The organism is Halalkalibacter kiskunsagensis (assembly GCF_037027555.1).
Classification (GTDB): domain Bacteria; phylum Bacillota; class Bacilli; order Bacillales; family Bacillaceae_D; genus Halalkalibacter; species Halalkalibacter kiskunsagensis.
Map to the genome: position 1 here is coordinate 67172 of NZ_JAXBLX010000007.1, position 25617 is coordinate 92788.

At 37.9% G+C, this 25617-nt stretch carries 25 protein-coding genes and 1 riboswitch; of the genes, 20 read left to right on the forward strand and 5 right to left on the reverse strand.

Annotated features, from left to right (window positions below):
• Nucleotides 1–544: 544 nt before the first annotated feature.
• Together SLH51_RS05765 and SLH51_RS05770 are read right to left on the reverse strand one after the other, a co-directional pair.
• Nucleotides 545–1507 carry a D-2-hydroxyacid dehydrogenase gene (locus SLH51_RS05765; RefSeq protein ID WP_335959834.1) on the reverse strand — a complete coding sequence of 321 codons (963 nt, stop codon included), beginning with the start codon at nt 1505–1507 and terminating at the stop codon, nt 545–547.
• Between the two features lie 253 nt (nt 1508–1760).
• On the reverse strand, nt 1761–2621 hold the full coding sequence (locus SLH51_RS05770) for an MBL fold metallo-hydrolase (protein WP_335959835.1): 861 nt from the start codon (nt 2619–2621) through the stop codon (nt 1761–1763).
• 207 nt (nt 2622–2828) lie between these two features.
• Between SLH51_RS05770 and gloA2 the strand changes: the two genes are divergently transcribed.
• From gloA2 to SLH51_RS05785, 3 genes are all read left to right on the forward strand, one after another.
• Nucleotides 2829–3212 (forward strand): SMU1112c/YaeR family gloxylase I-like metalloprotein, encoded by a 384-nt coding sequence (gene gloA2, locus SLH51_RS05775; RefSeq protein WP_335959836.1) that lies wholly within the window; start codon nt 2829–2831, stop codon nt 3210–3212.
• A 184-nt stretch (nt 3213–3396) separates the two neighbouring features.
• Entirely contained in the window at nt 3397–3603 is a 207-nt protein-coding gene (locus SLH51_RS05780) for an alpha/beta-type small acid-soluble spore protein (protein WP_335959837.1), read from the forward strand.
• A gap of 127 nt (nt 3604–3730) precedes the next feature.
• Nucleotides 3731–4153 (forward strand): organic hydroperoxide resistance protein, encoded by a 423-nt coding sequence (locus SLH51_RS05785; RefSeq protein ID WP_335959838.1) that lies wholly within the window; start codon nt 3731–3733, stop codon nt 4151–4153.
• A gap of 107 nt (nt 4154–4260) precedes the next feature.
• Here the strand turns inward: SLH51_RS05785 and SLH51_RS05790 are convergent, their stop codons facing one another.
• Complete coding sequence (locus SLH51_RS05790) at nt 4261–5049, reverse strand: alpha/beta hydrolase family protein (RefSeq protein ID WP_335959840.1); 789 nt, start codon at nt 5047–5049, stop codon at nt 4261–4263.
• A 740-nt stretch (nt 5050–5789) separates the two neighbouring features.
• On the opposite strand from SLH51_RS05790, the gene SLH51_RS05795 reads away from it, so the two are divergent.
• From SLH51_RS05795 to sigF, 4 genes are all read left to right on the forward strand, one after another.
• On the forward strand, nt 5790–6950 hold the full coding sequence (locus tag SLH51_RS05795; protein ID WP_335959841.1) for a D-alanyl-D-alanine carboxypeptidase family protein: 1161 nt from the start codon (nt 5790–5792) through the stop codon (nt 6948–6950).
• Between the two features lie 166 nt (nt 6951–7116).
• Entirely contained in the window at nt 7117–7467 is a 351-nt protein-coding gene (spoIIAA, locus tag SLH51_RS05800) for an anti-sigma F factor antagonist (protein ID WP_335959842.1), read from the forward strand.
• Between the two features lie 3 nt (nt 7468–7470).
• Nucleotides 7471–7911, forward strand: coding sequence for an anti-sigma F factor (gene spoIIAB, locus SLH51_RS05805; RefSeq protein WP_335959844.1), 441 nt, complete (start codon nt 7471–7473; stop codon nt 7909–7911).
• Nucleotides 7912–7923: 12 nt separating this feature from the next.
• Nucleotides 7924–8688: an RNA polymerase sporulation sigma factor SigF gene (gene sigF, locus SLH51_RS05810; RefSeq protein WP_335959846.1), complete on the forward strand. Its 765-nt coding sequence runs from the start codon at nt 7924–7926 to the stop codon at nt 8686–8688.
• Between the two features lie 181 nt (nt 8689–8869).
• On the opposite strand, the gene mtnA is transcribed toward sigF, so the two are convergent.
• Nucleotides 8870–9910, reverse strand: a complete 1041-nt coding sequence (gene mtnA / locus SLH51_RS05815; RefSeq protein ID WP_335959848.1) for an S-methyl-5-thioribose-1-phosphate isomerase — start codon at nt 9908–9910, stop codon at nt 8870–8872.
• A complete protein-coding gene (mtnK, locus tag SLH51_RS05820) occupies nt 9903–11120 on the reverse strand; it encodes an S-methyl-5-thioribose kinase (protein WP_335959850.1) in 1218 nt (405 codons plus the stop codon). The genes mtnA and mtnK overlap by 8 nt, the downstream gene beginning before the upstream one ends.
• 116 nt (nt 11121–11236) lie before the next feature.
• Nucleotides 11237–11346: riboswitch (SAM riboswitch) on the reverse strand.
• 263 nt (nt 11347–11609) lie between these two features.
• Between mtnK and SLH51_RS05825 the strand changes: the two genes are divergently transcribed.
• From SLH51_RS05825 to melA, 13 genes are all read left to right on the forward strand, one after another.
• Complete coding sequence (locus tag SLH51_RS05825) at nt 11610–12806, forward strand: 2,3-diketo-5-methylthiopentyl-1-phosphate enolase (RefSeq protein ID WP_335959852.1); 1197 nt, start codon at nt 11610–11612, stop codon at nt 12804–12806.
• The gene (locus SLH51_RS05830; protein ID WP_335959853.1) at nt 12803–13456 is read left to right on the forward strand and encodes a 2-hydroxy-3-keto-5-methylthiopentenyl-1-phosphate phosphatase; all 654 of its coding nucleotides are present in this window, start codon (nt 12803–12805) and stop codon (nt 13454–13456) included. Before SLH51_RS05825 ends, SLH51_RS05830 begins: the two co-directional genes overlap by 4 nt.
• Nucleotides 13453–14076 carry a methylthioribulose 1-phosphate dehydratase gene (locus tag SLH51_RS05835; RefSeq protein WP_335959854.1) on the forward strand — a complete coding sequence of 208 codons (624 nt, stop codon included), beginning with the start codon at nt 13453–13455 and terminating at the stop codon, nt 14074–14076. The genes SLH51_RS05830 and SLH51_RS05835 overlap by 4 nt, the downstream gene beginning before the upstream one ends.
• 1 nt (nt 14077) lies before the next feature.
• The gene (locus SLH51_RS05840) at nt 14078–14617 is read left to right on the forward strand and encodes a 1,2-dihydroxy-3-keto-5-methylthiopentene dioxygenase (protein WP_335959855.1); all 540 of its coding nucleotides are present in this window, start codon (nt 14078–14080) and stop codon (nt 14615–14617) included.
• 253 nt (nt 14618–14870) lie between these two features.
• Complete coding sequence (gene asnB, locus SLH51_RS05845; protein WP_335959856.1) at nt 14871–16781, forward strand: asparagine synthase (glutamine-hydrolyzing); 1911 nt, start codon at nt 14871–14873, stop codon at nt 16779–16781.
• 367 nt (nt 16782–17148) lie between these two features.
• A complete protein-coding gene (spoVAC, locus tag SLH51_RS05850) occupies nt 17149–17613 on the forward strand; it encodes a stage V sporulation protein AC (protein WP_335959857.1) in 465 nt (154 codons plus the stop codon).
• Nucleotides 17614–17679: 66 nt separating this feature from the next.
• Nucleotides 17680–18684 carry a stage V sporulation protein AD gene (spoVAD, locus tag SLH51_RS05855; RefSeq protein ID WP_335959858.1) on the forward strand — a complete coding sequence of 335 codons (1005 nt, stop codon included), beginning with the start codon at nt 17680–17682 and terminating at the stop codon, nt 18682–18684.
• 2 nt (nt 18685–18686) lie between these two features.
• Complete coding sequence (gene spoVAE / locus SLH51_RS05860; protein ID WP_335959859.1) at nt 18687–19040, forward strand: stage V sporulation protein AE; 354 nt, start codon at nt 18687–18689, stop codon at nt 19038–19040.
• Nucleotides 19041–19045: 5 nt separating this feature from the next.
• Complete coding sequence (gene spoVAEA, locus SLH51_RS05865; protein WP_335959861.1) at nt 19046–19621, forward strand: stage V sporulation protein SpoVABEA; 576 nt, start codon at nt 19046–19048, stop codon at nt 19619–19621.
• Complete coding sequence (locus SLH51_RS05870; RefSeq protein ID WP_335959863.1) at nt 19605–21092, forward strand: spore germination protein; 1488 nt, start codon at nt 19605–19607, stop codon at nt 21090–21092. Before spoVAEA ends, SLH51_RS05870 begins: the two co-directional genes overlap by 17 nt.
• A gap of 413 nt (nt 21093–21505) precedes the next feature.
• A complete protein-coding gene (gene lysA / locus SLH51_RS05875) occupies nt 21506–22825 on the forward strand; it encodes a diaminopimelate decarboxylase (protein ID WP_335959865.1) in 1320 nt (439 codons plus the stop codon).
• A 130-nt stretch (nt 22826–22955) separates the two neighbouring features.
• Nucleotides 22956–23807, forward strand: coding sequence for an AraC family transcriptional regulator (locus SLH51_RS05880; protein ID WP_335959867.1), 852 nt, complete (start codon nt 22956–22958; stop codon nt 23805–23807).
• A gap of 131 nt (nt 23808–23938) precedes the next feature.
• A complete protein-coding gene (gene melA / locus SLH51_RS05885; protein WP_335959868.1) occupies nt 23939–25444 on the forward strand; it encodes an alpha-glucosidase/alpha-galactosidase in 1506 nt (501 codons plus the stop codon).
• The last annotated feature ends 173 nt before the right edge of the window (nt 25445–25617 follow it).

Here is a 25617-nt window from a genome sequence, read left to right on the forward strand (position 1 = left end):
TGTTTGTTTCTATAATGACTTACTTTATTTTAGCATTTTTAGAAAAAGATCTGAATGGTGATTCCAATTAAAGATGGATATAATTAATAAAATAATATATATTTTATATGATTCAGGTGAAGAATGGGGGAAGACATTGGTGCATCTATGATCTATGTTCCAGCGCTTACGGTGATTCTATTGCTAGGGCATGCTCTTGCAAGAAAAGGGAAAAATGTAACAGATGAACGGTGATATGAATGAAGAATAAAAAGGTTTAAGCTAGCAAGAAACATTAGAAGGGAATATTCCTACGAAGGGATTCAAAAGAGTGTAAGGGGGATTTCGTTATTTTCATTATGAGTGAGTCATAGATCTTATTACAACCCTTCATTGTATTTGCGTATTTTTTTTTAAAAAATTCTCTATTCCAAAAATCCAAAGCGTAAAAATAAACATAGGAAATCAAGTTATCATTGCGATATGATACTTGATTTCCTATGTTATTTTTATTGCTTCTTCAGTTATAGGATCTTAAAGTTAATCTGGATGCTAATTCCCTTTATTAGTACCCCTTCTGATAGTCAACTAAGTTAATTGAAAAAGGTTCAGCTTCTAAATAATTCTTAAGGTTGGGTATAAGTATGTCTTTTACGACTCGTTCATCGTAATACTCTGTTGAACCTGAAGTGTGAGGCGTAACAATGACGTTTTCAAGTTCCCATAAAGGACTTTCTTCTTGTAATGGTTCTGTTTCAAACACATCTAACCCTGCACCTGCTATTCGCTCGTGTTTTAGTGCACGAATTAATGCTTTCTCGTCAATTACTTCTCCTCGACTAATATTGATGAGAAAGGAAGAGGATTTCATTCGTTCGAATTGTTCAGCTCCAAATAACTGGTATGTTTGTTTGGTGAGAGGCAATGTTATCACGACGTAGTCCAATTTAGGAAGAATGTCATTCATATTCGTTGTTTTATACATTTCATCAACGTACTCTGCTGGTTTTCCCGAATGTCGAAATCCGATTACTTTCATACCGAATGCTTTGGCGATTTTGGCTGTTTCTTGCCCAATTGCGCCCACTCCAAAGATTCCAACCGTCTTCCCATGAAGTTCTAGTTTCATCCCAGAATGGTGCCACATTTTTGTTTGTTGATTTCTCACATAAGTATGTATTTTTCTTGTCAGGCTGAGCATAAGTGCAAAAATTGTTTCTGAAATAGGGTACGCATGGACACCATTCGCGCTTGTAATCTGAATGTCTTGTGCTTGTAAATCTGTTAAGGGCAGGCTGTTCACACCTGCAGACCACGTTTGCACCCAGCGAAGCGAAGATTCTCCTTGAAGAACTAATTCTTTCATTTCTTTTTTCCAGCCGGCAATCACTTCGGCTTCTTTTAGATGCTCTTCCCAAACAATTCGATCTCGCCCTACGATAAGTTCCCAATTGGGAATAAGTGATTGAATCTGTTCAATGTACCTCTTATCTAAATTTTGAGTAATAATCATTCTCCGTTGCTTCATAAAATCCCTCCATTCTTCGTTACTATTGATATTATCAGATATTTCAGGAAAAAGGGTAGCGATTTCAGTCTTAAGCAGGAGAGTATACTTATGAGCGCCAACTGTTTATTTACTTTTTGACAACATTTCGAATGCAAGTAAAGGCTTGAAGAAAAAGCATAAAATAGAATAGAAGAATGAAGAGATCATGTAAAATGATAAATGAGTTAAACCAAAAGCTGTTGAGATTCTCAACAGCTTTTGAATGTTAGGTTTAGTGAGTATTTCGATCAACATAACGGCCGTAATCAGGAATCGCGATTTTATCAAAATCTTGTGCAAGCTTGTCTAAGCTTTCCGTTAATTCAACTCCGTACATAGGTGGTCCATGTCCTGTGATTGCTACTGTAGGTTCAAGGTGTTTTATAATGCCGACTGACTCCCAGGCAGCTTCCCAATCGGTTGTTAAGTAACGAGGGGGGCCGTTAATTTCTTTTTCCTGGGTTAAGACTTTATAAAGTGAATCTTGTTTAACGGTAACAAAGGCATCCCCAGCGATGAGAACATTGTCATCAATACGAATAAATGAAACATGTCCAGGAGTGTGTCCTGGTGTATGAATCCATCTCCATCCGGGCATTTCAGGGATTCGATGGTCATTAGGAAGTTCTTTGAGCCTGCTTCCTAATTGGATAGGTTCATTTGGGAAAAAGGAAGACATTTTTGCAATAAGTCCTCCTTCAACACTAGTATCTGGTTCAGGATAACTTTGTTTTCCAGTTAAATAAGGAAATTCGGCTGAATGCGCATAAATCGGAACATCCCATTTTTCAGCTAGTTCGATAATGGCGCCAACGTGATCAAAATGACCATGTGTTAATAAAATGGCACGTGGTGCTTCAGCCGAGCCGAATTCTTCAGTTAATGCTTCGATAATATCATCGGCAGATTTAGGCATTCCTGCATCTACAAGAATCCATTCGTTTGCTTTCCCTGGATTGCCAACAAAGCACACATTGACAACTTGAATAGGTAAACAATAAACCTCTTGTGCTACGGCTTGTATAACGCCATTAGTGATTGACGTTATTGGAATGAATTTATTATCTGTACTATCATGCATTTCTTGGTCCAATTTTACCCCTCCTTTAAAAAGTTCTTCTTCCTATACATAGATAGTGTTTATCCATTTTTAGGATTTATGTAGGAAAAACGCAAAACTTAGTTAAGAGCTTTTTTAGTTCTCAGTTAAATTATGGTTATCTTTAAACAAATTTCGGGCATTTGTTCAATTAAAAGTTATAATGAATAAAGTAGAGGCTTAAATAGGAGAGTGATTCATTTGTTCAAAAAGATCCATCATGCAGCAATAATTTGTTCTAATTATCAGGTGTCTAGGAAATTTTACGTTGATGTACTAGGCTTAAAGGTAATAAATGAATTATATCGAGAAGAGCGACAATCGTATAAATTAGATTTAGCAATTGAAGGAGGTGGGCAAATTGAACTTTTCTCTTTTCCAAGCTCTCCTGAAAGACCTAGCTATCCTGAGGCAAGGGGACTCCGTCATTTGGCGTTTGAAGTCGATAATGTAGAGGCGTGTAAAAAAAGCTTGGAAGCTAAACTGGTTGAAGTAGAAGATGTACGTATCGATGAGATAACGGGTAAAAAATTCACTTTCTTCTCTGATCCAGATGGTCTGCCTTTAGAGCTCTATGAGGCATAAATAGTGGTTGCTCCCAAATGGGAAACTCCCTTAGCCCATTATGAGAATTCCACTCTTAAAAAGGCTAAAGTTTCAGCAGAGGTACTACTCTTTTCTACAAAATGTTTCCTGCTAAAAAGTTGCATATGTTTGTCTCGTTTTCACACAATAGGTACTGACAAAGAACAAAGTGAGGTGAACAGAAATGGCAAACAGCAACAGTAATAGTAACCAACTAGTAGTCCCAGGTGTTCAGCAAGCATTAGATCAAATGAAGTATGAAATTGCATCTGAATTTGGCGTGCAACTTGGAGCAGATGCTACTTCACGTGCTAACGGTTCTGTTGGCGGAGAAATCACCAAACGATTAGTTCAACAAGCTGAACAACAATTTAGCGGTTCTCAATTTTAATTAACGTCTAGCCCACAAATGTCAATGATTAAACCTACCGATTAAAGGTAGGTTTTTATGTTTAATTTGATCCATTTTAGTGAATAGTCAAAAGTGCAGGATGAAATATAGGAGAGGTGGTCTATTCATGTCAGACGTACTATTTATCGCACAAGCAAAAGCAGTAGGAGGAAGAAATGGTCATGTTACATCAAATAATGGAGTGCTTGATCATAAACTGCTAATGCCAAAGGGGAATGAATCTGATTCTGAAGGAACGAATCCGGAGCAACTTTTTGCAGCAGGGTATGCTGCGTGTTTTGATGGAGCTTTGAACTTAGTCGCATCAAACCAAAAGAAGGAAATTGATTCAGAAATAAATGTAGAAGTTAGTTTATTAAAAGACCGAGAAGACAACGGGTATAAGATTGGAGTTGCCCTATATGCATCAATAAAGGGAGTAACGCAATCCGAAGCAGAAAAATTGGTCAATCAAGCACATCAAGTATGTCCTTATTCAAAAGCAACTCGAGGCAATATTGATGTTCAATTACACGTTACAGGTGAGTAAAAGTAACTGAATGCATTGCAAAGGGAAATTTTCATTATGAATTTTGGGATATTCACTTAACTTAAAAGAAACTGTTCAGGGATAATTTTAAGATCCTTGGGGCTAATTTAGCTTCGAGGATCTCTCATGTTACCGAGCCATTGAATCGTTTTTGTAAAAAGTTGCTGCTCCCAAGCGGTGTTTGAAAACGTATGATCTGCAGCTTCAATAAAAGTGAAATCGACTAGTCTCTTAGTATCTTTTTGAGAAATTTGGTTTGCATAGGTCATTGCATTTTCTTTTGGAACATCTTGATCTTGATCACCATGAACGATTAAAACAGAGCCATTGAATAATTCGATTGTTTCAAGAGGCTGATGCTGTTTTAAATCTTCAAAGAAATCATGACTTAAAAGAAAGCCATGATAATCATAGACTCCTTCAATTTCAGCGATTTCGATTGCTTCATCACCTGCGATAGCTGTAATGTCAAAATAAGGACGGGCAACAGGAGACCACAGAACAATCTGTTTTATTTCTGGGAATTGATGCGCTGTTAACGACGTAATAGCTCCTCCAAGGCTATGTCCAATGAGGATGATTTGTTCTGGGTCGACATGATCCAATTGTGAAACATATGTAATAGCCTCTTTTAACTCATTCATCTGCTTTGAAACTGTAACATCGCGGTAATCACCATCACTTTCTCCGCAACCACCAAAATCAAACCGAAAACTAATATAACCAGCTTCGGTTAAAGCTTGTGCTGCTTTAACAAATAAACGATGAGCTCCTACTTTGCTACCGACAAATCCATGAACGAAAAGAACGGCTGGATGTTGTTTTTTGGGAAATTCAGGATAGTGTATAACTGCTGATAATGAATTTTTATAAAATCGAATATTCTTTGTAATCATTGGTTCACTCTCCATATACCACTTAGTTGTAAGTATAATTGATGAAGTTAGTTAAAACAATCAATATCCGATAAAACAGGTGGAAATTATATGTTTTTTTCTGAAGTTCATAAAAAAAGCTCGGAACCGTACTTCCGAACTTAAAATTATATGAAACAGCAAAACTGAATCTCGCCCAAACCCCAACCCGTCAATTGTAATCATACTAGAAAAATAGCAAATTTCGAAGCAACCTTTTTCAGCGCCCTCCCAATTTCCCATTTCTTTGTTTGATAATTAAATACCAGAAATACGAAAGTGCAATGCTGATAAAAGCAATTTGCAAATAATATAAAATGTTGATCAACCTCTCTAATATATATGGAGTCTTTTCCTTTAGATTCGTCTTCTATGAAATATGAATCATTATCAAGTTCATCAGTTATAAGTGCTTCTCTATAGCTCTAATAGCTCGCACAGTTTATTATACCTCCACTAAATAAAAAAGAAATTAGATAGGAAAATAACAATAAATTACTTGCAACATATTTCCTATTCTCGTTATTCTCTCATCCTATCAAATTGATTTTAAGGAATCTAGATTTTAGATTTTATTGATTAAATGTGAGTTTTTTATGTATAAACGTAGCATAAATGGAAAAAATGGGGGGTAGCCAACTTGGGTGGAGTTTCTTCTTTTTTAGGTAAGAGAAAAAGACACCTAGGGACGACTATGAAAATGAGATGGAGGTCGGATGGAGATGAGGAAAGTTCTATCCAGTATTTTAAGCATATGCCTTGTTATAAGTGTTTTGACACCGATGGCTAGTGCAGAGGAAAGAAGTGCAAAGCTAGCTGAAAAAGCATCATCAGCTATTTTAATTGAACGAGATACCGGGGAAGTGATGTTTGAGAAAAATAGTCATGAGAAACTTCCACCTGCAAGTATGACAAAGATTATGACGATGCTTTTAATAATGGAAGCGATTGATAAGGGTTCGATTGCTTACGATGATATGGTTCGTACAAGTGAATACGCTGCATCAATGGGAGGTTCACAAATTTTCTTAGAGCCGGGAGAAGAAATGAGTGTTAGTGATTTGTTAAAGGCAATTGCAGTAGCATCTGGAAACGATGCCACTGTAGCAATGGCTGAACATATTGCAGGAACAGAAGAAGAATTTGTTGCAATGATGAATGAAAAAGCTAAAGAACTTGGTCTCGAGAATACAAATTTCATGAATACGAATGGTCTCCCTGCAGACAATCATTATACAACCGCGTATGATTTAGCGATGATCTCTAAGGAATTATTAAAGTATGATGACATTACCAAATATACCGGTATTTATGAGGACTACTTACGAGCTGATACCGAAGATAAATTTTGGCTCGTCAATACGAACAAATTAGTGAAATTCTATCCAGGAGTGGATGGGTTAAAAACAGGATATACACGTGAGGCGATGTACTGTTTAACGGCAACAGCAGAAAAGAATGATATGCGTGTCATTACAGTAATAATGGGAGCACCAACCCCAAAAGAACGAAATGGACAAATTACATCGATGCTTGATTACGCGTTTAACCAATTCCAAACACATAAGCTTTATGACCGCGATCATATTTTAGCTGATGTGGAAGTAAGCAAAGGAGATAAAGACACAATTCCGGTTGTGACGTCAGAATCAGTTTCTATTCTTACGAAAAAGGGTGTGAAAGTGGATGACGTCATCGAGCGGCTCGAGATAGATGCTAGCTTACGTGCACCAGTAAAAAAAGGGGATGTAATTGGAACATTGTTTATTGAAAAAGGAGGGGAAGTTCTTAGTGAGACGCCACTTGTTGCGGGTGATGATGTGTATGAAGCATCTTGGTGGAAGTTGTTTAAACGTACGCTTGCGAAATTTGGAGCTGCCTAACGCTTCTTTTGACAACTTTTTGCGAATGGCGACTAGTTTTGTCATCTAGCAGGAAGCTGGAAGCAAAAGAGCGAAATTCTCTCTAGCAAAGCAGTATTGGGTTGTACATGATATAGGTTAAGCCCAAGTGGAAAACTAATGTGAGCTAACTAGAGGGAGTGATGAAATGAGCTTACGAATTGATTTGGAGAAAAAAGGGAGTGTCTTGCTCGTCAGATTAGAAGGCGAGCTCGACCATCATACCGCTGAAGAATTACGTGGACAAGTTGAACAGAAGTTAGCAGACGGCAAGGTGAAGCATATTGTCTTAAACTTAGAGTTACTCACATTTATGGATAGCTCGGGTCTAGGTGTTATTCTTGGCAGATATAAACAAGTAAAAGCAAATGGAGGCGAAATGGTTGTTTGTGCAATATCCTCCTCTGTTAAACGCTTGTTTGAAATGTCAGGTTTGTTTAAAATTATCCGCTTAGAAGACAGTGAACAATTTGCTTTGCAAACTTTGGGGGTGGCTTAAACGATGCAAAATGTGATGGATTTGAAGTTTTCAGCTCAGAGCCAAAACGAGTCGTTTGCGCGTGTAACTGTGGGAGCATTTATTGCTCAACTTGACCCAACGATGGATGAAATGACCGAAATTAAGACAGTCGTATCAGAGGCTGTAACCAATTCAATCATTCACGGGTACAATAATAAACCAGATGGAATGGTATATATTCATTGTACTCTTGAGAACGGAATGATCGAATTAACGATTCGAGATGAAGGTATGGGTATTCAAGATATTGAAGAAGCTCGTCAACCTCTTTTTACGACAAAACCAGAGCTAGAGCGTTCTGGAATGGGATTTACGATTATGGAAAACTTTATGGATGAGCTTCAAGTTGTATCTGAACCAATGATCGGAACGACTGTATATCTAAAAAAAACACTCACAAATAGCAAAGCTATGTGTAATTAAGGAGTTTTGCCTATGGATGTCGAGGTAAAACAACAGAAGAAAAAGCAGGCACATTTTTCCGATGCTGAAGTAAAAGCACTGATTGCCAGAAGTCAGGACGGAGACCAAGACGCGAGAGACTTAATTGTTAATCGCAATACGAGGCTTGTATGGTCAGTTGTCCAGCGGTTTATGAACCGTGGCTATGAGGCAGATGACTTATTTCAAATCGGGTGTATCGGGCTTATAAAGTCAGTTGATAAGTTTGATTTGTCCTATGATGTAAAATTTTCCACTTATGCTGTACCGATGATAATTGGTGAGATTCAGCGTTTTCTTCGTGATGATGGAACGGTAAAAGTGAGTCGTTCGATAAAAGAACTAGGTAATAAAATTAGGAAAATGAAGGATGAAATGACAAAGTCGTTAGGGAGAACCCCAACGGTTAATGAGATTGCTGAGGCATTAGAAATCTCTCCAGAAGAAGTTGTCTTTGCTGGTGAAGCGAGTCGGTCACTTTCGTCTATTCATGAGACTGTTTATGAAAATGATGGTGATCCAATCACACTATTGGATCAGATTGCTGATCAAACGGAAACAAAATGGTTTGATAAAATTGCTCTGAAAGAAGCGATTCGCGACCTTGATGAAAGGGAACGACTAATTGTCTATCTCCGTTACTACAAAGATCAAACTCAATCAGAAGTAGCGACAAGGCTTGGTATCTCGCAAGTTCAAGTCTCAAGACTAGAAAAGAAAATACTCGAGCAAATGAAGCTCGAAATGGGAGATATATGATCTTCTCCTAATGAAGAACCCACTTTGGATTTAGTGGGTTCTTTTTGTATTTACTTGAATGCTCTAAGTAACATGTTAATAGTTTAAGAAATGTTTCCTTCATGAAATGACGTTAGCGATTCGTGGAGTGTTTACATAAACAAAGAAATCCTATTTTGTAATAGGATTTCTTTGTTTCACTCTATTGAAAAAGAATAGCAATCTCTTTTTGGTAGTCGCCTTTAATGATGCCTTTTTCCGTGATAATACCAGTGATTAACTCTGCTGGTGTAACGTCAAAGGCTGGATTAAAGACGTTAATATCAGCTGGTGAAATAAGGTGCCCATTGATGGTACGTACCTCATCAGGATGGCGTTCTTCAATCTCGATATCTGCCCCTGAAAGCGTGTCTACGTCAATTGTTGATAATGGTGCTGCGACATAAAACGGTATTCCTAATGATTTGGCAATGAGAGCCAGACCGTACGTTCCAATTTTGTTAGCAGCATCGCCATTGGCTGCAATACGGTCAGCTCCAACAATGACTGCATTAATGCCTTTTGATTGAATTGTATGAGCTACCATGTTATCAGTAATTAACGTCACATCAACGCCAAGTTGTTGTAGCTCCCAAGCTGTAAGTCTTGCTCCTTGTAAGACCGGACGGGTTTCTGATGCAAAAGCCCTCAAGGTGATGCCACGCTCTTTTGCAATATAAAACGGGGCAAGAGCTGTACCATAACGAGCAGTTGCAATTCCACCTGCATTACAATGGGTAAGCAATGTGTCTTCATCTTGAAATAAGCTAAGGGCATATTCTCCGATTGATCTGCAAATATCTTCATCTTCTTTTTCAATTAAAAGAGCTTCTGCTAAAATAGCTTCTTTTGCTTCTTGAACAGATGTAATATTTTCGACAACCGATAGGATTCGCTTGATGGCCCAAAATAAATTAACAGCCGTTGGTCTAGAAGTCTCTAAATAGGCAGCTTCTTTTTTCAGCTCTAAACGAAATTCATCAAAATTAGAAATCGTTGATTGTTGTGTTGAAAGAGCTAGTCCGAAAGCGGCAGCAATTCCAATGGCTGGGGCACCACGTACTTTTAATTCAAAGATAGCATCCCAAATATCTTCTATTGAAGAAAGTGTGAGATATTCTATCTTTTGTGGCAGCAATCGTTGATCGAGTAAGGTAATTTTGTCTTTATTCCATTGCACGGATCGAATAGGGGTATTAAGCATGTTCACTCACAACCTTTACTAATTCATTTATTGTTGCAATCTGACTTCGTTCGACGATTAATTTTTTTCCAAGCGTTAGTGCTGCCTTTTTTACTTTATTTCGATCTGCTTGATTTGAAATGCACTCAACATCTTCAACTCCTGCAAGACCGATCATGCGACGAATCACTTTACAACCAGCAAATCCGATTGTATCTTTAAATATCTCTTGTAATGTTTGCTCGAGATAGCCATCAATGTTCATGAAGACATCTTGAGGATATTGATTCCAGAGGCTGGTGAACTCTTCGCTAAACGCATTCCAGCTCTCGTCAATGATATTTAGTAAGTATTGTTGGTATTCTTGCCTTTGGAACTGATTTCTTAAATGAACTTGTTGAGACAAATAATTCAGAATAATGTTAGCAATAAATGCACCTATATCAAATCCCATTGGACCATAAAAGGCAAATTCAGGGTCAATTACTACCGTATCTTCTTCACGAACAAAAATACTTCCTGTATGAAGATCACCGTGAACGAGTGTTTCTCCTTTGGTGAGAAAAGCTTTTTTTAATGTAGCGACTTCCAGTTTTAGAGACTGATCTTCCCAAAGCATGGTCGAAACAAATGGCTTAAGGTCCTCATCTATATTGTTTGTGCCATGATCATAGAAAGGATCTGTAAATACAAGATCCTCTGTAATTTTGCACAGTTCAGGGTTTATAAAGCGACTACTCTGAACCTTCTTTTCTTGTTGATTAAGTCCAAAATCTGAATTGAAAAAGAGTGTATGTGCAAGAAAGTGTCCGATATCTTTTGCTAAATTAGGATAAATGTTTCCGGCAATTAACCCTTTACGTAAAATAGTGAAATCAGATAAATCATCCATGACTGTAACAGCAAGGTTTGTATTGCTAAAATATACCTTTGGAGTAAACTTTGGAACGAGCTGATATGTTCGTTTTAATGATTCACTTTCAATACGAGCGCGGTCTAAAGTCAGTGGCCAACTTGATCCGACTACTTTGGCGTATGGAAGTGCTTGTTTAATGATGACTGATTTACCAGAGTGTTCATTCTTGACCCGGAAAACCAAATTTAAATTTCCGTCACCAATTTCTTCAGAGGTGAGGTGGTCATCATGGTCAAATAATTGCAAATTTTTACTTAATTCTATTGCTGTTTCAATGTTTAAAGGCTCATAGATTTCTTGTTCTACTGTTGTCATATGTGCAACCTCCTAAAAAACGTGCGATTCTTAATCAAATAAAATGGAATTAGTATTTATCATAAAAAAATCCTCTTGAATTATAATTCAAGAGGATTGAAACATCGTGTTCGTTCCTCTTATCTGTCAGAATGTTCATCATTCCGTTGGAAGTAGCACCATTGCTTGGTTAAGCCGGTTGCCGGGCGTCATCGGTCCAATTCCCTCAGCCTTCTCGTAATAAGAGTTGATATGAATTTTTTACAAATCTTTAGTATTTGAGTGTCATCTTACACCGAGTGAAAGGGAACTGTCAATCAGATTTTGAAAATTGCGAGAACATTTAGCTTGATAAAGTGATAAAATTAAGATAATACTAAGATAGTCAAATTCTGCTAGGATTGACGAAATAAAAGTATACTGGCATAATTCAAAACTATCATTAGATACCAATTAAATAATTATTCGCAATGTAATAGGAGAAGTAGTTACAATGGAGGTTTTAGTATAGTGAGTGAAGTAATAGCAACGTACCTTCTTGAAGCAAAACCAGAAAGTTTAGAAAAAAAGGCAGAGGCAATTGCTGTAGGGTTAACTGTAGGTTCTTGGACTAATTTACCTGCAGTGGAACAAGCTCAGCTCGAACGACATAAAGGAAGAGTCGTTGAAGCAAAAATGGAAACAAATAATAAAGCTCGTATTTCTGTGGAATATCCAAATCTCAATTTTTCAAATGATTTACCGGCGATTTTGACGACAACATTTGGGAAATTTTCATTAGATGGCAAGGTGAGGCTCATTGACTTAGCTTTTTCTAATGAAGTAAAAAAAGGGTATCCCGGTCCTAAGTTTGGAATAGAAGGTATTAGGGAATTAACGAATGCATATAATCGTCCGTTATTAATGAGTATTTTTAAAGGTGTCATCGGACGAAATTTATCGTCGCTTAAAGAGCAAATGAAAGCTCAGGCCCTTGGCGGAATTGACATCGTTAAAGATGATGAAATTCTTTTTGAGAATGATCAAACTCCACTTGAAAAAAGAATTCCAGTTTGCCAAGAGGCTTTACGTGAGAGCTATGAAGAAACTGGAAAACGAACGCTTCATGCAGTCAACTTAACGGGAAAAACAATGGAGTTAAAAGATAACGCCTATAAGGCTGTGGAATTAGGCGCCGATCTATTGCTTTTTAATACATTCGCTTATGGTTTAGATGTGATGCAAGCTCTTGCAGAAGATCCGAATATTCCATTGCCAATTATGGCTCACCCGGCATTTTCAGGAACGATGATTTCTTCACCAGATTACGGAGTTTCACCAGGCTTGCTACTTGGGAAGTTAGCTCGTATGGCTGGAGCTGATCTTGTGTTATTTCCGTCACCGTATGGTTCTGTTGCGATGGCGAAAGAAGAAACGCAAGCGATAGCTCAGAACTTAACAAGTGAAGAGCCTGTCTTTAAAAAGGCGTTTCCTGTTCCATCTGCAGGGATCCATCCTGGCTTGACGCCTAAGCTGATCGCTGATTTTGGAATCGATAGTATCATTAATGCTGGCGGTGGAATTCACGGACATCCTGGTGGTGCTGCTGCCGGAGGAAAAGCGTTTGTTCAGGCAATTGATGCTGTACTTAATCATAAATCATTAATAGAGGCGGCGGCCGAGTATCAGGAGTTGGCTCAAGCTATCGAATTATGGGGAGGGGAATGACACTGAATCCGATGATCTTTTGTGATTTTGACGGAACGATTACCGATAATGATAATATTGTCGCGATCATGAAGAAATTTGCCCCACCTGAATGGGAAGCGATTAAAGATGATATTTTAAGTCAGCATATTTCAATTAAAGAAGGTGTTGGTCACTTTTTTCGTCTTCTTCCTTCCGAATTAAAAGAGGCCATGACAACCTTTATTTTAAAAGATGCAAAAATTCGTGCAGGATTCGATGAATTTGTATCATATACAAAGAGAAATAGATTAGATTTAGTCGTTGTAAGTGGAGGAATGGATTTTTTTGTTTATCCACTCTTAAAAGGATACGACTTACCTATTTATTGTAATGAAGCGAAGTTTAATGAAGAGACAATCCGGGTTGAATGGCCTCATACCTGTGATGAACAATGTACAAATGAATGTGGATGTTGTAAGCCGTCAATTTTGCGTGAAATTGGAGAAGGGCGATATAAAATTGTAATAGGTGATTCGATTACTGATTTACAAGCGGCAAAGCAAGCTGATTTAGTGTTTGCACGTGATTTATTACAGCAAAAGTGTGAACAATTAGGTCTGCCATATTACCCGTTTGAAACGTTTCATGATGTTATTTCGCTCTTAGAACAAAATGAGGTGAAAGTATGATATCAGCTTGGAATGAACTTGCCTGTGTAAAACGTGAACTTGCGGCTAGAGATTGGTTTCCAGGAACGAGTGGGAATCTTTCAATTAAGGTAAGTAATAAGCCTCTTACTTGTCTTGTTACTGTTAGTGGCAAGGACAAGTATAAAGAAACAGAAGAAGACTTTGTTCTCGTTGATCAGGATGGAAAAGCTCTAACTGAACAAGGGAAACCATCAGCAGAAACGGTGATCCACTTAGAAGTGTATAAGAGAACAGATGCTGGTTGCAGTCTTCATGTCCATACACTTGATAATAATTTGATCTCTGAGCTATATGCAGAGAAAGGCTCCATTACATTTCGGAATGTGGAGTTAATAAAGGCATTTGGGGTCTTGGATGCAGACGGGGAACTAACAATTCCGATCGTTGAGAATTTTGCGGACTTGCCAACATTAGGAAAGGTTGTGGGCGAACAAATTTCAGCTGATACAAAAGCGATTTTAATACGAAACCATGGTATTACAGTATGGGGGAAAAATGCATTTGAGGCAAAAAGACATCTAGAAGCTTGTGAGTTTCTATTTTCCTATCAAATGAAATTATTACATGCAAAAGCATTAAATCTAAAGGAGGTTTTATAACATGGCAATTATTAAAGTGAGAAACAGTGGCGAAGTCGTTGAAGGTCAAGAGAATGTTCATGCATTTCTTGAAGCACAAGGTGTATTTTTTGAAAGATGGGATATGAGTAAGTTGCCTAAAAAGCTAGTTGAGAAATTTGACCTAACGGATGATAACAAATCAGAAATTTTACAAGCATATGATTCAGATATTCGTTCATTAGTTGAGAGACGTGGCTATCAAAATTGGGATATTGTCGCCCTATCAGAACAAACACCAAACTTAGAAGAGTTATTAAAGAAGTTTGAACAAGTTCATACACATACAGAAGATGAAGTTCGAGCGATTACGGCAGGTCATGGGATTTTCATTGTAAAAGGTGATGAGGCGACAGGCTATTTTGATATTGAACTTGAAGCAGGCGATGTCATCTCGGTGCCTGAAAATACACCTCATTTCTTCACGCTTATGGAAGATAAACAAGTCGTTGCAGTTCGCTTGTTTATTGAAACAGAAGGATGGGTAGCACATTCGTATGAAGAAAAAGAACATCAGTTGTAGGTAGAATATATTGGAGGAGGCAACTCAATCGTGGGTTGTCTTTTTTTGGGGGGGAGAGTAAGTATTGGGTGAAGATTGTGCACGGTTTAACCCAATTTTCTCACACGTCAATTAAATTGACAGTCGTTCAAAAAATTGATTAAATAGCGTAGTGAATCCTTTCTCCCTTTTAGTACGTCAAATGAATATGAAGTATGCTTTACCACATACTAAAAGAAGGACAATATGAACGTAGAAAAGTAGGTGCAAGATTATGTGTGGGTTTGTAACATATTTGTTCGATATGCCTCAAAAATATGATCAATATAATAAAATACAAGAAATGAATAAAATGATTCCGCATAGGGGACCGGATCAAGAAGGGTATATGCATGGAGAGCATGTTCAATTAGGATTCAGTCGCTTAAGTATTATTGATTTAGAAAGTGGAAATCAGCCGTTATCATACGAAGATGGGCGGTATTGGATCGTTTTTAATGGTGAAATTTATAATTATGTTGAATTACGAAAGGAATTACTTGATAAAGGGAAAGAGTTTCAAACTGAATCGGATACGGAAGTGATTCTTGCGCTTTATAGTGAAGTAGGAGCAAATGTTGTCCAACATCTGCGCGGAATGTTTGCTTTCGTCATCTGGGATAATGTTGAGAAACGAGCTTTTGCTGCACGAGATCATTTTGGGATAAAACCATTATTCTATAAAGAGGGATCAGATGGTCTGATGTTGGCATCAGAAAAGAAAAGCTTGCTAACGGCTACTCCACAGCAGCAATTGAGTGAACAAGCTCTTCATCATTATATGTCTTTTCAATATGTTCCTGAACCACATTCAATGACCAAGGATATATATAAGCTTGAGCCGGGTCATTCACTTGAAAAAGAACTTGGCCAAAAGGCTAAAATCAAGCAATACTTTAAACCAGTATTTAGCCCTGTTAACAAAAGTGAATTTGATTGGGTCAAACAAATTAGAGAGACTTTGTACGACTCAGTGGACAAGCATATGCGTAGTGATGTTCCGGTTGGCGCTTTTTTATCTGGAGGCATTGATTCAACAATCATTGCAACAATTGCCAAAGAGCTGAAGCCTGATCTTGAAACTTATTCTGTTGGGTTTGAACATAATGGATACAGTGAAATCGATGTTGCAAAGGAAAGTGCAGACAAGCTTAATATAAAAAACTATAGCAAAATCATTACAGCAGAGGAATACCAAGATGCATTGCCGAAAATCATGTGGCACATGGACGACCCACTTGCAGACCCTGCATGTGTTCCACTTTATTTTGTTGCAAAAGAAGCGAGCCAACGAGTGAAAGTGGTGTTATCAGGTGAAGGGGCAGATGAGTTATTTGGAGGATATAATATTTACCGAGAACCACAAAGTTTAGCTTTCTTTCAACATGTACCAGACATCTTGAGCAAGAATGTAAGGAGACTAGCAGCTATATTGCCAGAAGGGATGAAGGGAAAGAGCTTCTTAGAGCGTGGTACAACACCGCTAGAAGAACGGTATATTGGAAATGCAAAGATGTTTTCAGAAGTAGAAAAAGAACAATTGTTATTAATGTATAAGAAACAATACTCGAATGACATTATCACAAAGCCGATTTTTCAGGATACAAAGAATCAACATGATGTGAATCGGATGCAACATTTAGATATGTGTACATGGTTGCGCGGAGATATTTTAGTGAAGGCAGATAAAATGACAATGGCTCATTCCTTGGAGTTACGTGTTCCATTTCTTGATAAGAATGTGTTCGAGCTGGCTTCGCTAATTCCTGCAGAATGGAAAACAACAAATGGTACAACTAAATACATTCTCCGAAAAGCATTTGAAGGCATTGTGCCAGATCACGTATTTATGCGAAAGAAGCTCGGTTTCCCTGTTCCAATGCGTCATTGGTTGAAAAATGAATGGTACGACTGGGCTACAACATTAATCAATGAAAGTGAAACAGACGAGTATATTAACAAAAATTATGTATTGAAATTACTTGAAGAACACAGTCTAAATAAGGCTGACCGTAGTCGGAAACTCTGGACTGTTCTAACCTTTATGATTTGGCATCAAGTATATGTGGAGGGCAAATACGATTCTAAGCAATGGTTAACTGAACGCAAGGAAGAGGATCAAGAAATTAGTAAGATTGTTATTTAGAAACATGGATGATTCATTGAGGAACAATCATTAATTAGCAGAAGACTAAGAAGCTATTCTAGACTCTTAGTCTTTTTTTGTTTTCTAAAAGACCAAAAAGTAAATAAATATAAGTGAATTGAAAGCAATATGAAGGTACTAAAGGGTTTTAAGTTGCAGCGCTTCAGAAAAAATAGAAAGCCACTAAAGTGTTTGGCTTGAATAAGGCAGCAGTTCTACTCATTGCTTATAATAAAAAACGCTTTGTGCTCTTTCTAAAAAAACGTACCATAACTGGAATGAACCTACGTAACTTCAGTCATACTAACGTTACATGTTTTTAATAGCTTCATTACATAAAATTATGAATAGTGAGTGAGGTGTAAGAGTGGTTACAGATGAAAAACAAAAAAAACTGTACCAGAAAAATATAAAGCTTTATCAACCGAAAAGACATATTTTGAAAAATGGTATAAAAGCATTTGTAATCGGAGGACTGATATGCGCGATTGGACAAGGAATTAGTCGAGTCTATATGACATTTTTACCTATTACTCAAGAAGAGGCAATGAGTCCGACACTTGCAACGCTTATTTTACTAGCAGCATTAGCAACAGGCTTTGGTGTTTATGATAAGCTAGGGCAATTTGCTGGAGCAGGTTCTTTAGTGCCTGTCACTGGGTTCTCTAATGCGATGACAAGTGCGGCACTTGAACATAAAAGTGAAGGACTTGTATTTGGAATTGGAGCCAATATGTTCAAGTTAACGGGTGCTGTTATTGCATTTGGAGTTTTATCTGCATACTTAGTCGGCTTAACGAGGATGCTTGTTGAGATGCTAATTACTTCTTAATCACTCCCCATTGGCTTCGCTTGAAGTGGGCTACCTCGGTTAAATATGATAAAGGAAGTGTTAGTTATGGAGAGAAGAGGGAAGCAAACGTGGCATTTTCAAAACCATATCTATATACAGGGAACAGGGACTGCTGTGGGACCAGAAGAATCAAAAGGCCCTCTAGGGGATACATTCGACGTTTGTTATGACAATTTGTATGCCGGGGAAGAGAATTGGGAGCTTGCAGAGCGACGTTTAATGAAAGATGCTGTTGAAATGGCTTTGAAACATGCTGAGAAAAAAAGTGAGGAAATGGATTACTTTTTTGCTGGAGATTTGCTCAACCAAATTGTCACTTCTAATTATTATGCACGAGAGATTGATGTTCCTTATTTTGGATTGTTTTCTGCATGTGCAACAGTCATGGAAGGTTTAGCACTTGCTTCATTATTAGTAGATACAAGAGCAGCGGGGCTCGTTTTAACTGCAGTCAGTAGCCATAATGCAACTGCGGAACGTCAATTCCGCTATCCTACTGAATTTGGAGGGCAAAGACCTGAATCTTCTACTTTTACGGTAACAGGTGCAGGGGCAATTGTAATTGGAACGAAAAAGACTGAGATAAAAATTACAGATGCAACAATTGGCAAAGTTAAAGACTTTGGGATTAAGCAACCATTTGATATGGGATCGGCGATGGCACCAGCTGCCGCAGATACGATTGTGGCACATTTAAAAGAAACAAAGAGGGACCCGTCTTATTATGACGTAATCGTAACAGGTGATTTATCTCGTGTAGGAAGTGGAATTTTGCGCAAGCTAGTACAAGAACAGGGAATTACATTAGAACGGTATGAAGATTGTGGTGTCATGATCTATCATCAAGAACAACCAGTCTTTGCAGGAGGAAGTGGTGCAGCTTGTCCAGCTGTTGTTACTTTTGGACATTTAGTTAAGGAAATGAAAGCAGGACGGATTAAACGGATGTTAGTTGTAGCGACTGGAGCACTACTCAGTCCATTGATGATTCAACAAAAAGAGTCGATTCCTTGTATCGCTCATGCGGTGTCATTTGAACGGGAGGAGTAGGCATGTTTGAATATGTGGCAGCCTTTATTGTAGGAGGATTAATTTGCTTTATCGGTCAAATGCTAATGGATATTGGCAAATTGTCACCAACGCATACATTAAGCACACTTGTTGTTGGAGGAGCATTGCTAGATGGTTTTCATTTGTATGATCGACTAATTGATTTTGCTGGTGCAGGGGCAACAGTACCAATTACAAGCTTTGGTCACGCTCTAGTTCATGGTGCAATGTCTGAAGGAGATCGATATGGATTTTTTGGAATTGGTATGGGGGTGTTTGAAGTCACATCAGTCGGAATATCTTCAACCATTCTATTTAGTTTTCTAGTGGCCATTTTTTTTAAACCGAAGGGGTGATCAAATTGGAGAGACGAAACGTAATCCTTGTTACTGATGGAGATGAATCAGCAAAAAAAGCAGTTGAGCTAGCTGCGAAAGAGATAGGTGGAAGGTGTATTAGTTACTCTTGGGGTAACCCAACACCGATAAGCGGTGAAGAGATCGTCTCTCTTATTTTGGATACTCCATACGATCCAGTTCTCGTTATGTTTGATGACTGTGGCTACCGTGAAAATGGAACAGGAGAAAAAGCAATGCAGTATGTTGCAACACACCCAAAAATTGAGGTATTAGGCGCGATTGCTGTTGCGTCAGCTACCCATTCAAGTGAGTGGACACATGTCGACGTTAGCATTGATCGCTATGGGCATTTGACGGAATATGGAGTTGATAAAGAAGGAATACCAGATTTAGAAATAGGAAGAATAAATGGAGATACTGTTTATATATTGGATGAATTACAGATCCCTATCGTAATTGGTGTTGGAGATATTGGGAAAATGGCGGGGTTTGATTCGATAAAAAAAGGTGCCCCGATCACACGGAAAGCAGTTGAAATAATTTTGGAACGGAGCGGATATCATGAGTCAAGTACCTAAAAACGAACAGACGCCGATATCACGAAATATAGTTGAAAATGAAGCAGAACTAAAAAAGAGGCTTGGATTTGGTACGTCATTTGATGTTGGGGTCAGAACATTAACGGTTCTTGAAAAGCATATTCAAATGTATTTTGTCAACGGATTATGTGATATACAATACATTATTGAAATACTTAGGGAATTAATGGTACTTGATGCGCGTGGCCGTAAGACAGAGTCAACTAATGTCAAACAAGCGATTATTAATCATTTACCACATGTACAAGTGGAATTTGTCAATACGTTAGAAGATGCGACAACGCAAATGCTCTCAGGTCTCGTTTTCATTCTTGTTGAGGGTGAAGAGCAAGCCATTGTTATTGATGTAAGAAGTTATCCTACACGTGGCCCGGAAGAACCTGATACTGAAAGAGTCGTTCGTGGGTCGCGTGATGGTTACACCGAAAATATTATTATTAATACCGCTCTTACCCGAAGACGGATTCGCGATGATAGAATGCGAAATGAGATCATGCGTGTAGGGGCTCGATCAGAAACAGATATTTGTATATCCTATATTGATGGGATAGCAGATCCTAAAATGATTGAGATATTAAAAAAGGAACTCGAGGCCATAAATATTGATGGTATAACAATGGCAGATAAAATTGTCGAAGAGTATATAGTCAAACAAGGGATGAATCCTTTTCCACTCGTTAGATATACGGAACGTCCAGATGTAGCAGCAACTCATTTACTTGAAGGACATGTATTAATTATGGTTGATACGTCTCCAAGTGTAATCATTACACCAACAACATTTTTCCACCATGTACAGCATGCGGAAGAATATCGTCAGGCGCCATTTATTGGAACAGTGCTACGTTGGACACGTTTTATTGGAATTCTATTTTCTTTACTTGTTTTGCCATTTTGGTTGTTGCTCACGATGAATCCTAACTTACTTCCACCAGCATTAGACTTTATTGGTCCTAATGAAACAACGAATATTCCCGTTTTCTTGCAAATTCTTTTTGCGGAACTAGGGATTGAATTGCTCCGAATGGCAGCAATTCATACACCTTCGCCACTAGCAACAGCACTCGGTTTAGTTGCTGCTCTCTTAATTGGCGAAATTGCCATACAAGTTGGTTATTTTACACCTGAAGTTATTCTGTATGTAGCGATAGGTGCTATTGGGATGTTTGCGACACCAAGTTATGAGTTAGGAATAGCATTACGCGTTGTAAGAGTACTCCTCATTGTAGCGGTTGCAGCTTTTAAGGCACCTGGTTTTATAATAGGCATGACATTGTTTATTTTATTGCTTGCGGCTATAAAAACATTTGGAAAGCCTTATTTATGGCCATTTCTACCATTTGATCCACCGGCTGTTTGGCATATTCTTGTTCGATCGTCCGTTCCATCTTTACGCTTTCGACCAAGTATTGTACACCCACAGGATCCGATTAAACAAAAGTCAGAGTAATGCTAGAGAGGGACTTAAAGGTTGCTTTTACCTTAAAGTCCCTCTCTTGGTAATGAGATGGATCCAGTTGGATTTATAGCCTTTAAAATCACTGATCTAACGCAATGACACGTCTTGAACAAATGTAGCAAATATGATAAAGTTAACACATTATTTTATGCATTTTATCGGTAAATCAAAAAGTGGTTTTCTACTTTCTGATTACTACTATAAATAAATATTAGAAGCAAATGGAATTATCTCTGTAGGTGAAAAGACCATTTGAACGATGACTATAGAGGTATCATTGGGGTGAAAAGATTACTTCTTAGTTTCGCAGTAGCTAGTGTAGTAGCATTAGCTACTTTTTTAAGTGTGCGAACAAGTCGTTGGGGGTTCTTGCTTCTTAAATTGGAGAAAAGGAGAGACAATAGATGTATACACATGGAACAAGTCAAATAAATAAGCAAGGCCACTTAGAAATTGGTGGCGTGAATACAGTGGACCTAGCTAACAAATATGGAACACCTTTATTTGTTTATGATGTAGCATTGATTCGTGAACGAGCTATACAGTTTCAAGAAGCGTTTAAAAGTGAGAACGTACCGTTTCAAGTAGCCTATGCTAGTAAAGCGTTTAGCTGTATGGCTATGTTTCAACTAGCTGATGAACTTGGATTAAGCTTAGATGTTGTTTCTGGTGGAGAGCTTTATACAGCAATCGAAGCAGGATTCCCTATGGAACGCGTTCACTTTCACGGAAATAACAAAAGTTTAGCAGAACTTGAAATGGCAGTTGAAGCTGGAATTGGCTGTATTGTTGTGGATAATTTTTACGAACTGAGTGAACTAAGTCGAATTTGTAAAGAGCGCGAGCATACAATGGATATTCTCCTTCGAATTACACCTGGAGTCGAAGCGCATACGCATGAGTATATCTCGACTGGACAAGAAGATTCAAAGTTTGGATTTGACCTTATTAGTGGACAAGTGCATGAAGCGGTTCAGTTGGCACATAATGATGCATTCTTGAAGCTATTAGGCGTTCATAGCCATATCGGATCTCAAATCTTTGAAACAACTGGTTTTGTGATGGCAGTTGAGAAAATGTTTGAACTTATTATGGAATGGAAAGAGAGATTTCATTTTACTCCAACTGTCTTAAATCTCGGTGGTGGATTTGGAATTCGTTATATTGAAGGAGATACACCTCTTCCAGTTGGGGACTACGTTATAAAAATGATCGAAGTGGTAAAGGCAAAGGCAGCAGACTTAAATCTTGAGATGCCAGAGATTTGGATTGAGCCAGGTCGTTCGCTTGTTGGTGATGCTGGAACAACCCTTTATTCGATCGGATCACACAAGCATATTCCTAATGTTCGTGATTACTTATCCGTTGATGGTGGAATGAGTGATAATTTACGTCCAGCGCTATACCAAGCTGAGTATGAGGGTGTTTTAGCTAATCGTGCGAATGATGAAGCAACTGAAACTTTTTCTATCGCTGGGAAGTGCTGTGAAAGTGGTGATATGTTAATTTGGGACCTACCTTTACCAAAAGCAAATCATGAAGACATCTTAGCTGTTTTCTGTACGGGGGCCTATGGCTATGCTATGGCAAATAATTACAACCGTATCCCACGTCCGGCTGTTGTGTTTGTTGAAGACGGAGAAGCATTTGAAGTGATTAAGCGTGAGCGATATGAAGATTTAATTAGACTAGATCTTCCGCTTGCTAAGAAAGTCGTGAAATAATAAATGAGGGTATTTCTCAAGGGTGAAAACTTGGGAGGTACCCTTTTAATGTAAAAAAATGATTGAATAGAAATGTACCAAGGAATAAGATTATATTTAATATACTAATTAACAGGGGAAGTGGCTACTGGTGAATAGTAGTTTATATAACGAAGATTTGCTGAAATATCATTACCATCCTTCAGTCGTTTTCTACTATTTTAAGCAATGGAATCAATATCAGATGGACTTTCATTCACACCCTGCAGTTGAGATTATGTATGTGATCTCGGGTGAATGTATTGTTGAATTTGAAGAGGGGATTGTAGTGATGAAAAAAGGGCAATTTATTATCATTGATTCTAATGTTTTCCATAGGTTAATAGTGGACAAACAATGCAGAATGCTAAATATTGAATTTTCATTTGTTAAAAAAGTAGGAGTATTTCCCTCTATAAAAGAATTAGCATTAGAAAACAAATCTTTAACTTGTTTACTTCATTTAAAGAAAAAGTATATTTTGATTCATGATCCAAGTGAAGTGTATCAGACATTGAAAAGCCTAGTGTTAGAACTAGACAATTCAAAAAAAGATAATAAACTTTTAATAAACTTACTTATCTCTGAATTGCTCATTCGGATTGGAACAATGGTTCTTGAAGCAGAGGGTACGAACAAGCAAATGAATATCTCGATCAAAAAGGCGATTGAATATATTCATCACCATTACGATTGTGATATTCAAGTGGGGGATGTTGCAGCTAATGTACATCTACATCCAAGTTATTTACAAAGACTTTTCAAGGCGCAAATGGGTTGTTCAATTATGGAATATGTAGCGATTCACCGGATCAGTAAAGCTAAAGCTCTTTTAGTGCAGACAGACATGCCTATTACGGATGTTTCCAGTTATATTGGGATGAATAGTGCACAGTATTTCAGTACACTATTTAAAAAGTATACACAGATGACTCCATTGGAATTTAGAAGTCGAAGAGAGTAAGATAGTATCGTGTTGGATGAATAATAGGTTAGGATCTTAAACATCAGTGGTAACGATAAGTCATTTTATTGAAAGCGCTTAATATAGCAGGAGTGTTATGATTTATGAAACGCTTCTAGGGGGGAATAACAATGGCTTTTAAAGTTACTTTTATTGGTGCAGGAAGTATTGGTTTTACGAGAGGGCTTTTACGAGATTTATTAGCAGTTAAAGAGTTTAGCAATATCGAGGTAGCATTTACAGATATTAATGAAAAAAACTTAGAGATGGTTACAGCGTTATGCCAACGTGATATTAACGAAAATGGTCTAAATATTACGATTCAATCATCAACAAATCGTCGTAAGGCTCTAGAAGGTGCCCGATACATTTTCACTGTTGTTCGGATTGGAGGGCTAGAAGCCTTTACACATGATGTCGAAATCCCATTAAAATACGGAGTCGATCAATGTGTAGGAGACACTCTGAGCGCCGGTGGAATTATGTATGGGCAACGTGGGATTGCAGAAATGTTGAATATTTGCAAAGATATTCGCGAAGTAGCCGAAAAGGATTGTTTGCAACTAAACTATGCCAACCCAATGGCTATGCTAACTTGGGCTTGTAATAAATATGGTGGAGTCAAAACAATTGGCTTATGTCATGGTGTACAAGGTGGTCACAAACAAATTGCAAAAGCATTTGGGTTAAAAAAAGAAGAAGTTGATATCGTTTGTGCTGGTATTAATCATCAAACATGGTATATCCAAATCAAGCATAAAGGCGATGATCTGACTAAAAAAGTATTAGAAGCATTTGAGAATCACCCAGAGTTTAGTAAAACTGAGAAGGTTCGTATTGATATGCTTCGCCGGTTCGGATATTACAGTACTGAATCAAATGGACATCTAAGTGAATATGTACCTTGGTACCGAAAAAGACCTGAAGAAATAAAAGAATGGATTGATCTTGGTACATGGATTAATGGTGAAACAGGTGGGTATTTACGGGTTTGTACAGAAGGAAGAAACTGGTTTGAAACTGATTTTCCAAACTGGCTGAAGGAGCCGGCTTTAATGTACTCTGAAGAAAACCGTGGAGAAGAGCATGGCTCCTATATCATTGAAGGGCTTGAAACAGGACGTGTGTATCGAGGTCATTTTAATGTCGTTAACAATGGTGTGATAACAAATCTTCCAGGAGATGCCATTATTGAAGCACCAGGCTATGTTGATCGAAATGGGATCAGTACTCCTCATGTTGGGGATCTCCCGCTTGGTTGTGCAGCTGTATGTAATGTGAGTATTTCTGTTCAAAGATTAGCTGTGGAAGCAGCAATTCATGGGAATGACACACTCCTTCGCCAAGCCTTTATGATGGATCCACTCGTTGGGGCTGTGTGTAATCCACCTGAAATTTGGCAAATGGTTGATGAAATGCTTGTCGCTCAGGCAGAGTGGTTACCACAATACAAGGATGCGATTCTTGCAGCTAACGCTCGTCAGGCATCTGGAAATCTGATCCCTACACGAAATTATAAAGGGGCAGCAAGACTAAAAACGAAGACGATTGAAGAGATGCAACAAGATCGAGAAGCTGCAAATGAAAATGCAAGAGAATCTGATAAAGCGAAGGAACGTCCTTCTGTTAAACGTTAATAGGTAAGAGTTGTAGGTCTGCCCAAGAATATTTAGGGCAGACCTTTTTGCAGGTTATAAATTATATACTCAAATAGAACCGAATGAAAAAAAGTTGATAACATAATATTCTAAAAACTTTTTCTGTAGTATAATATGAAAACGCATACAGATAATGAGAGATGCAAGTAGAA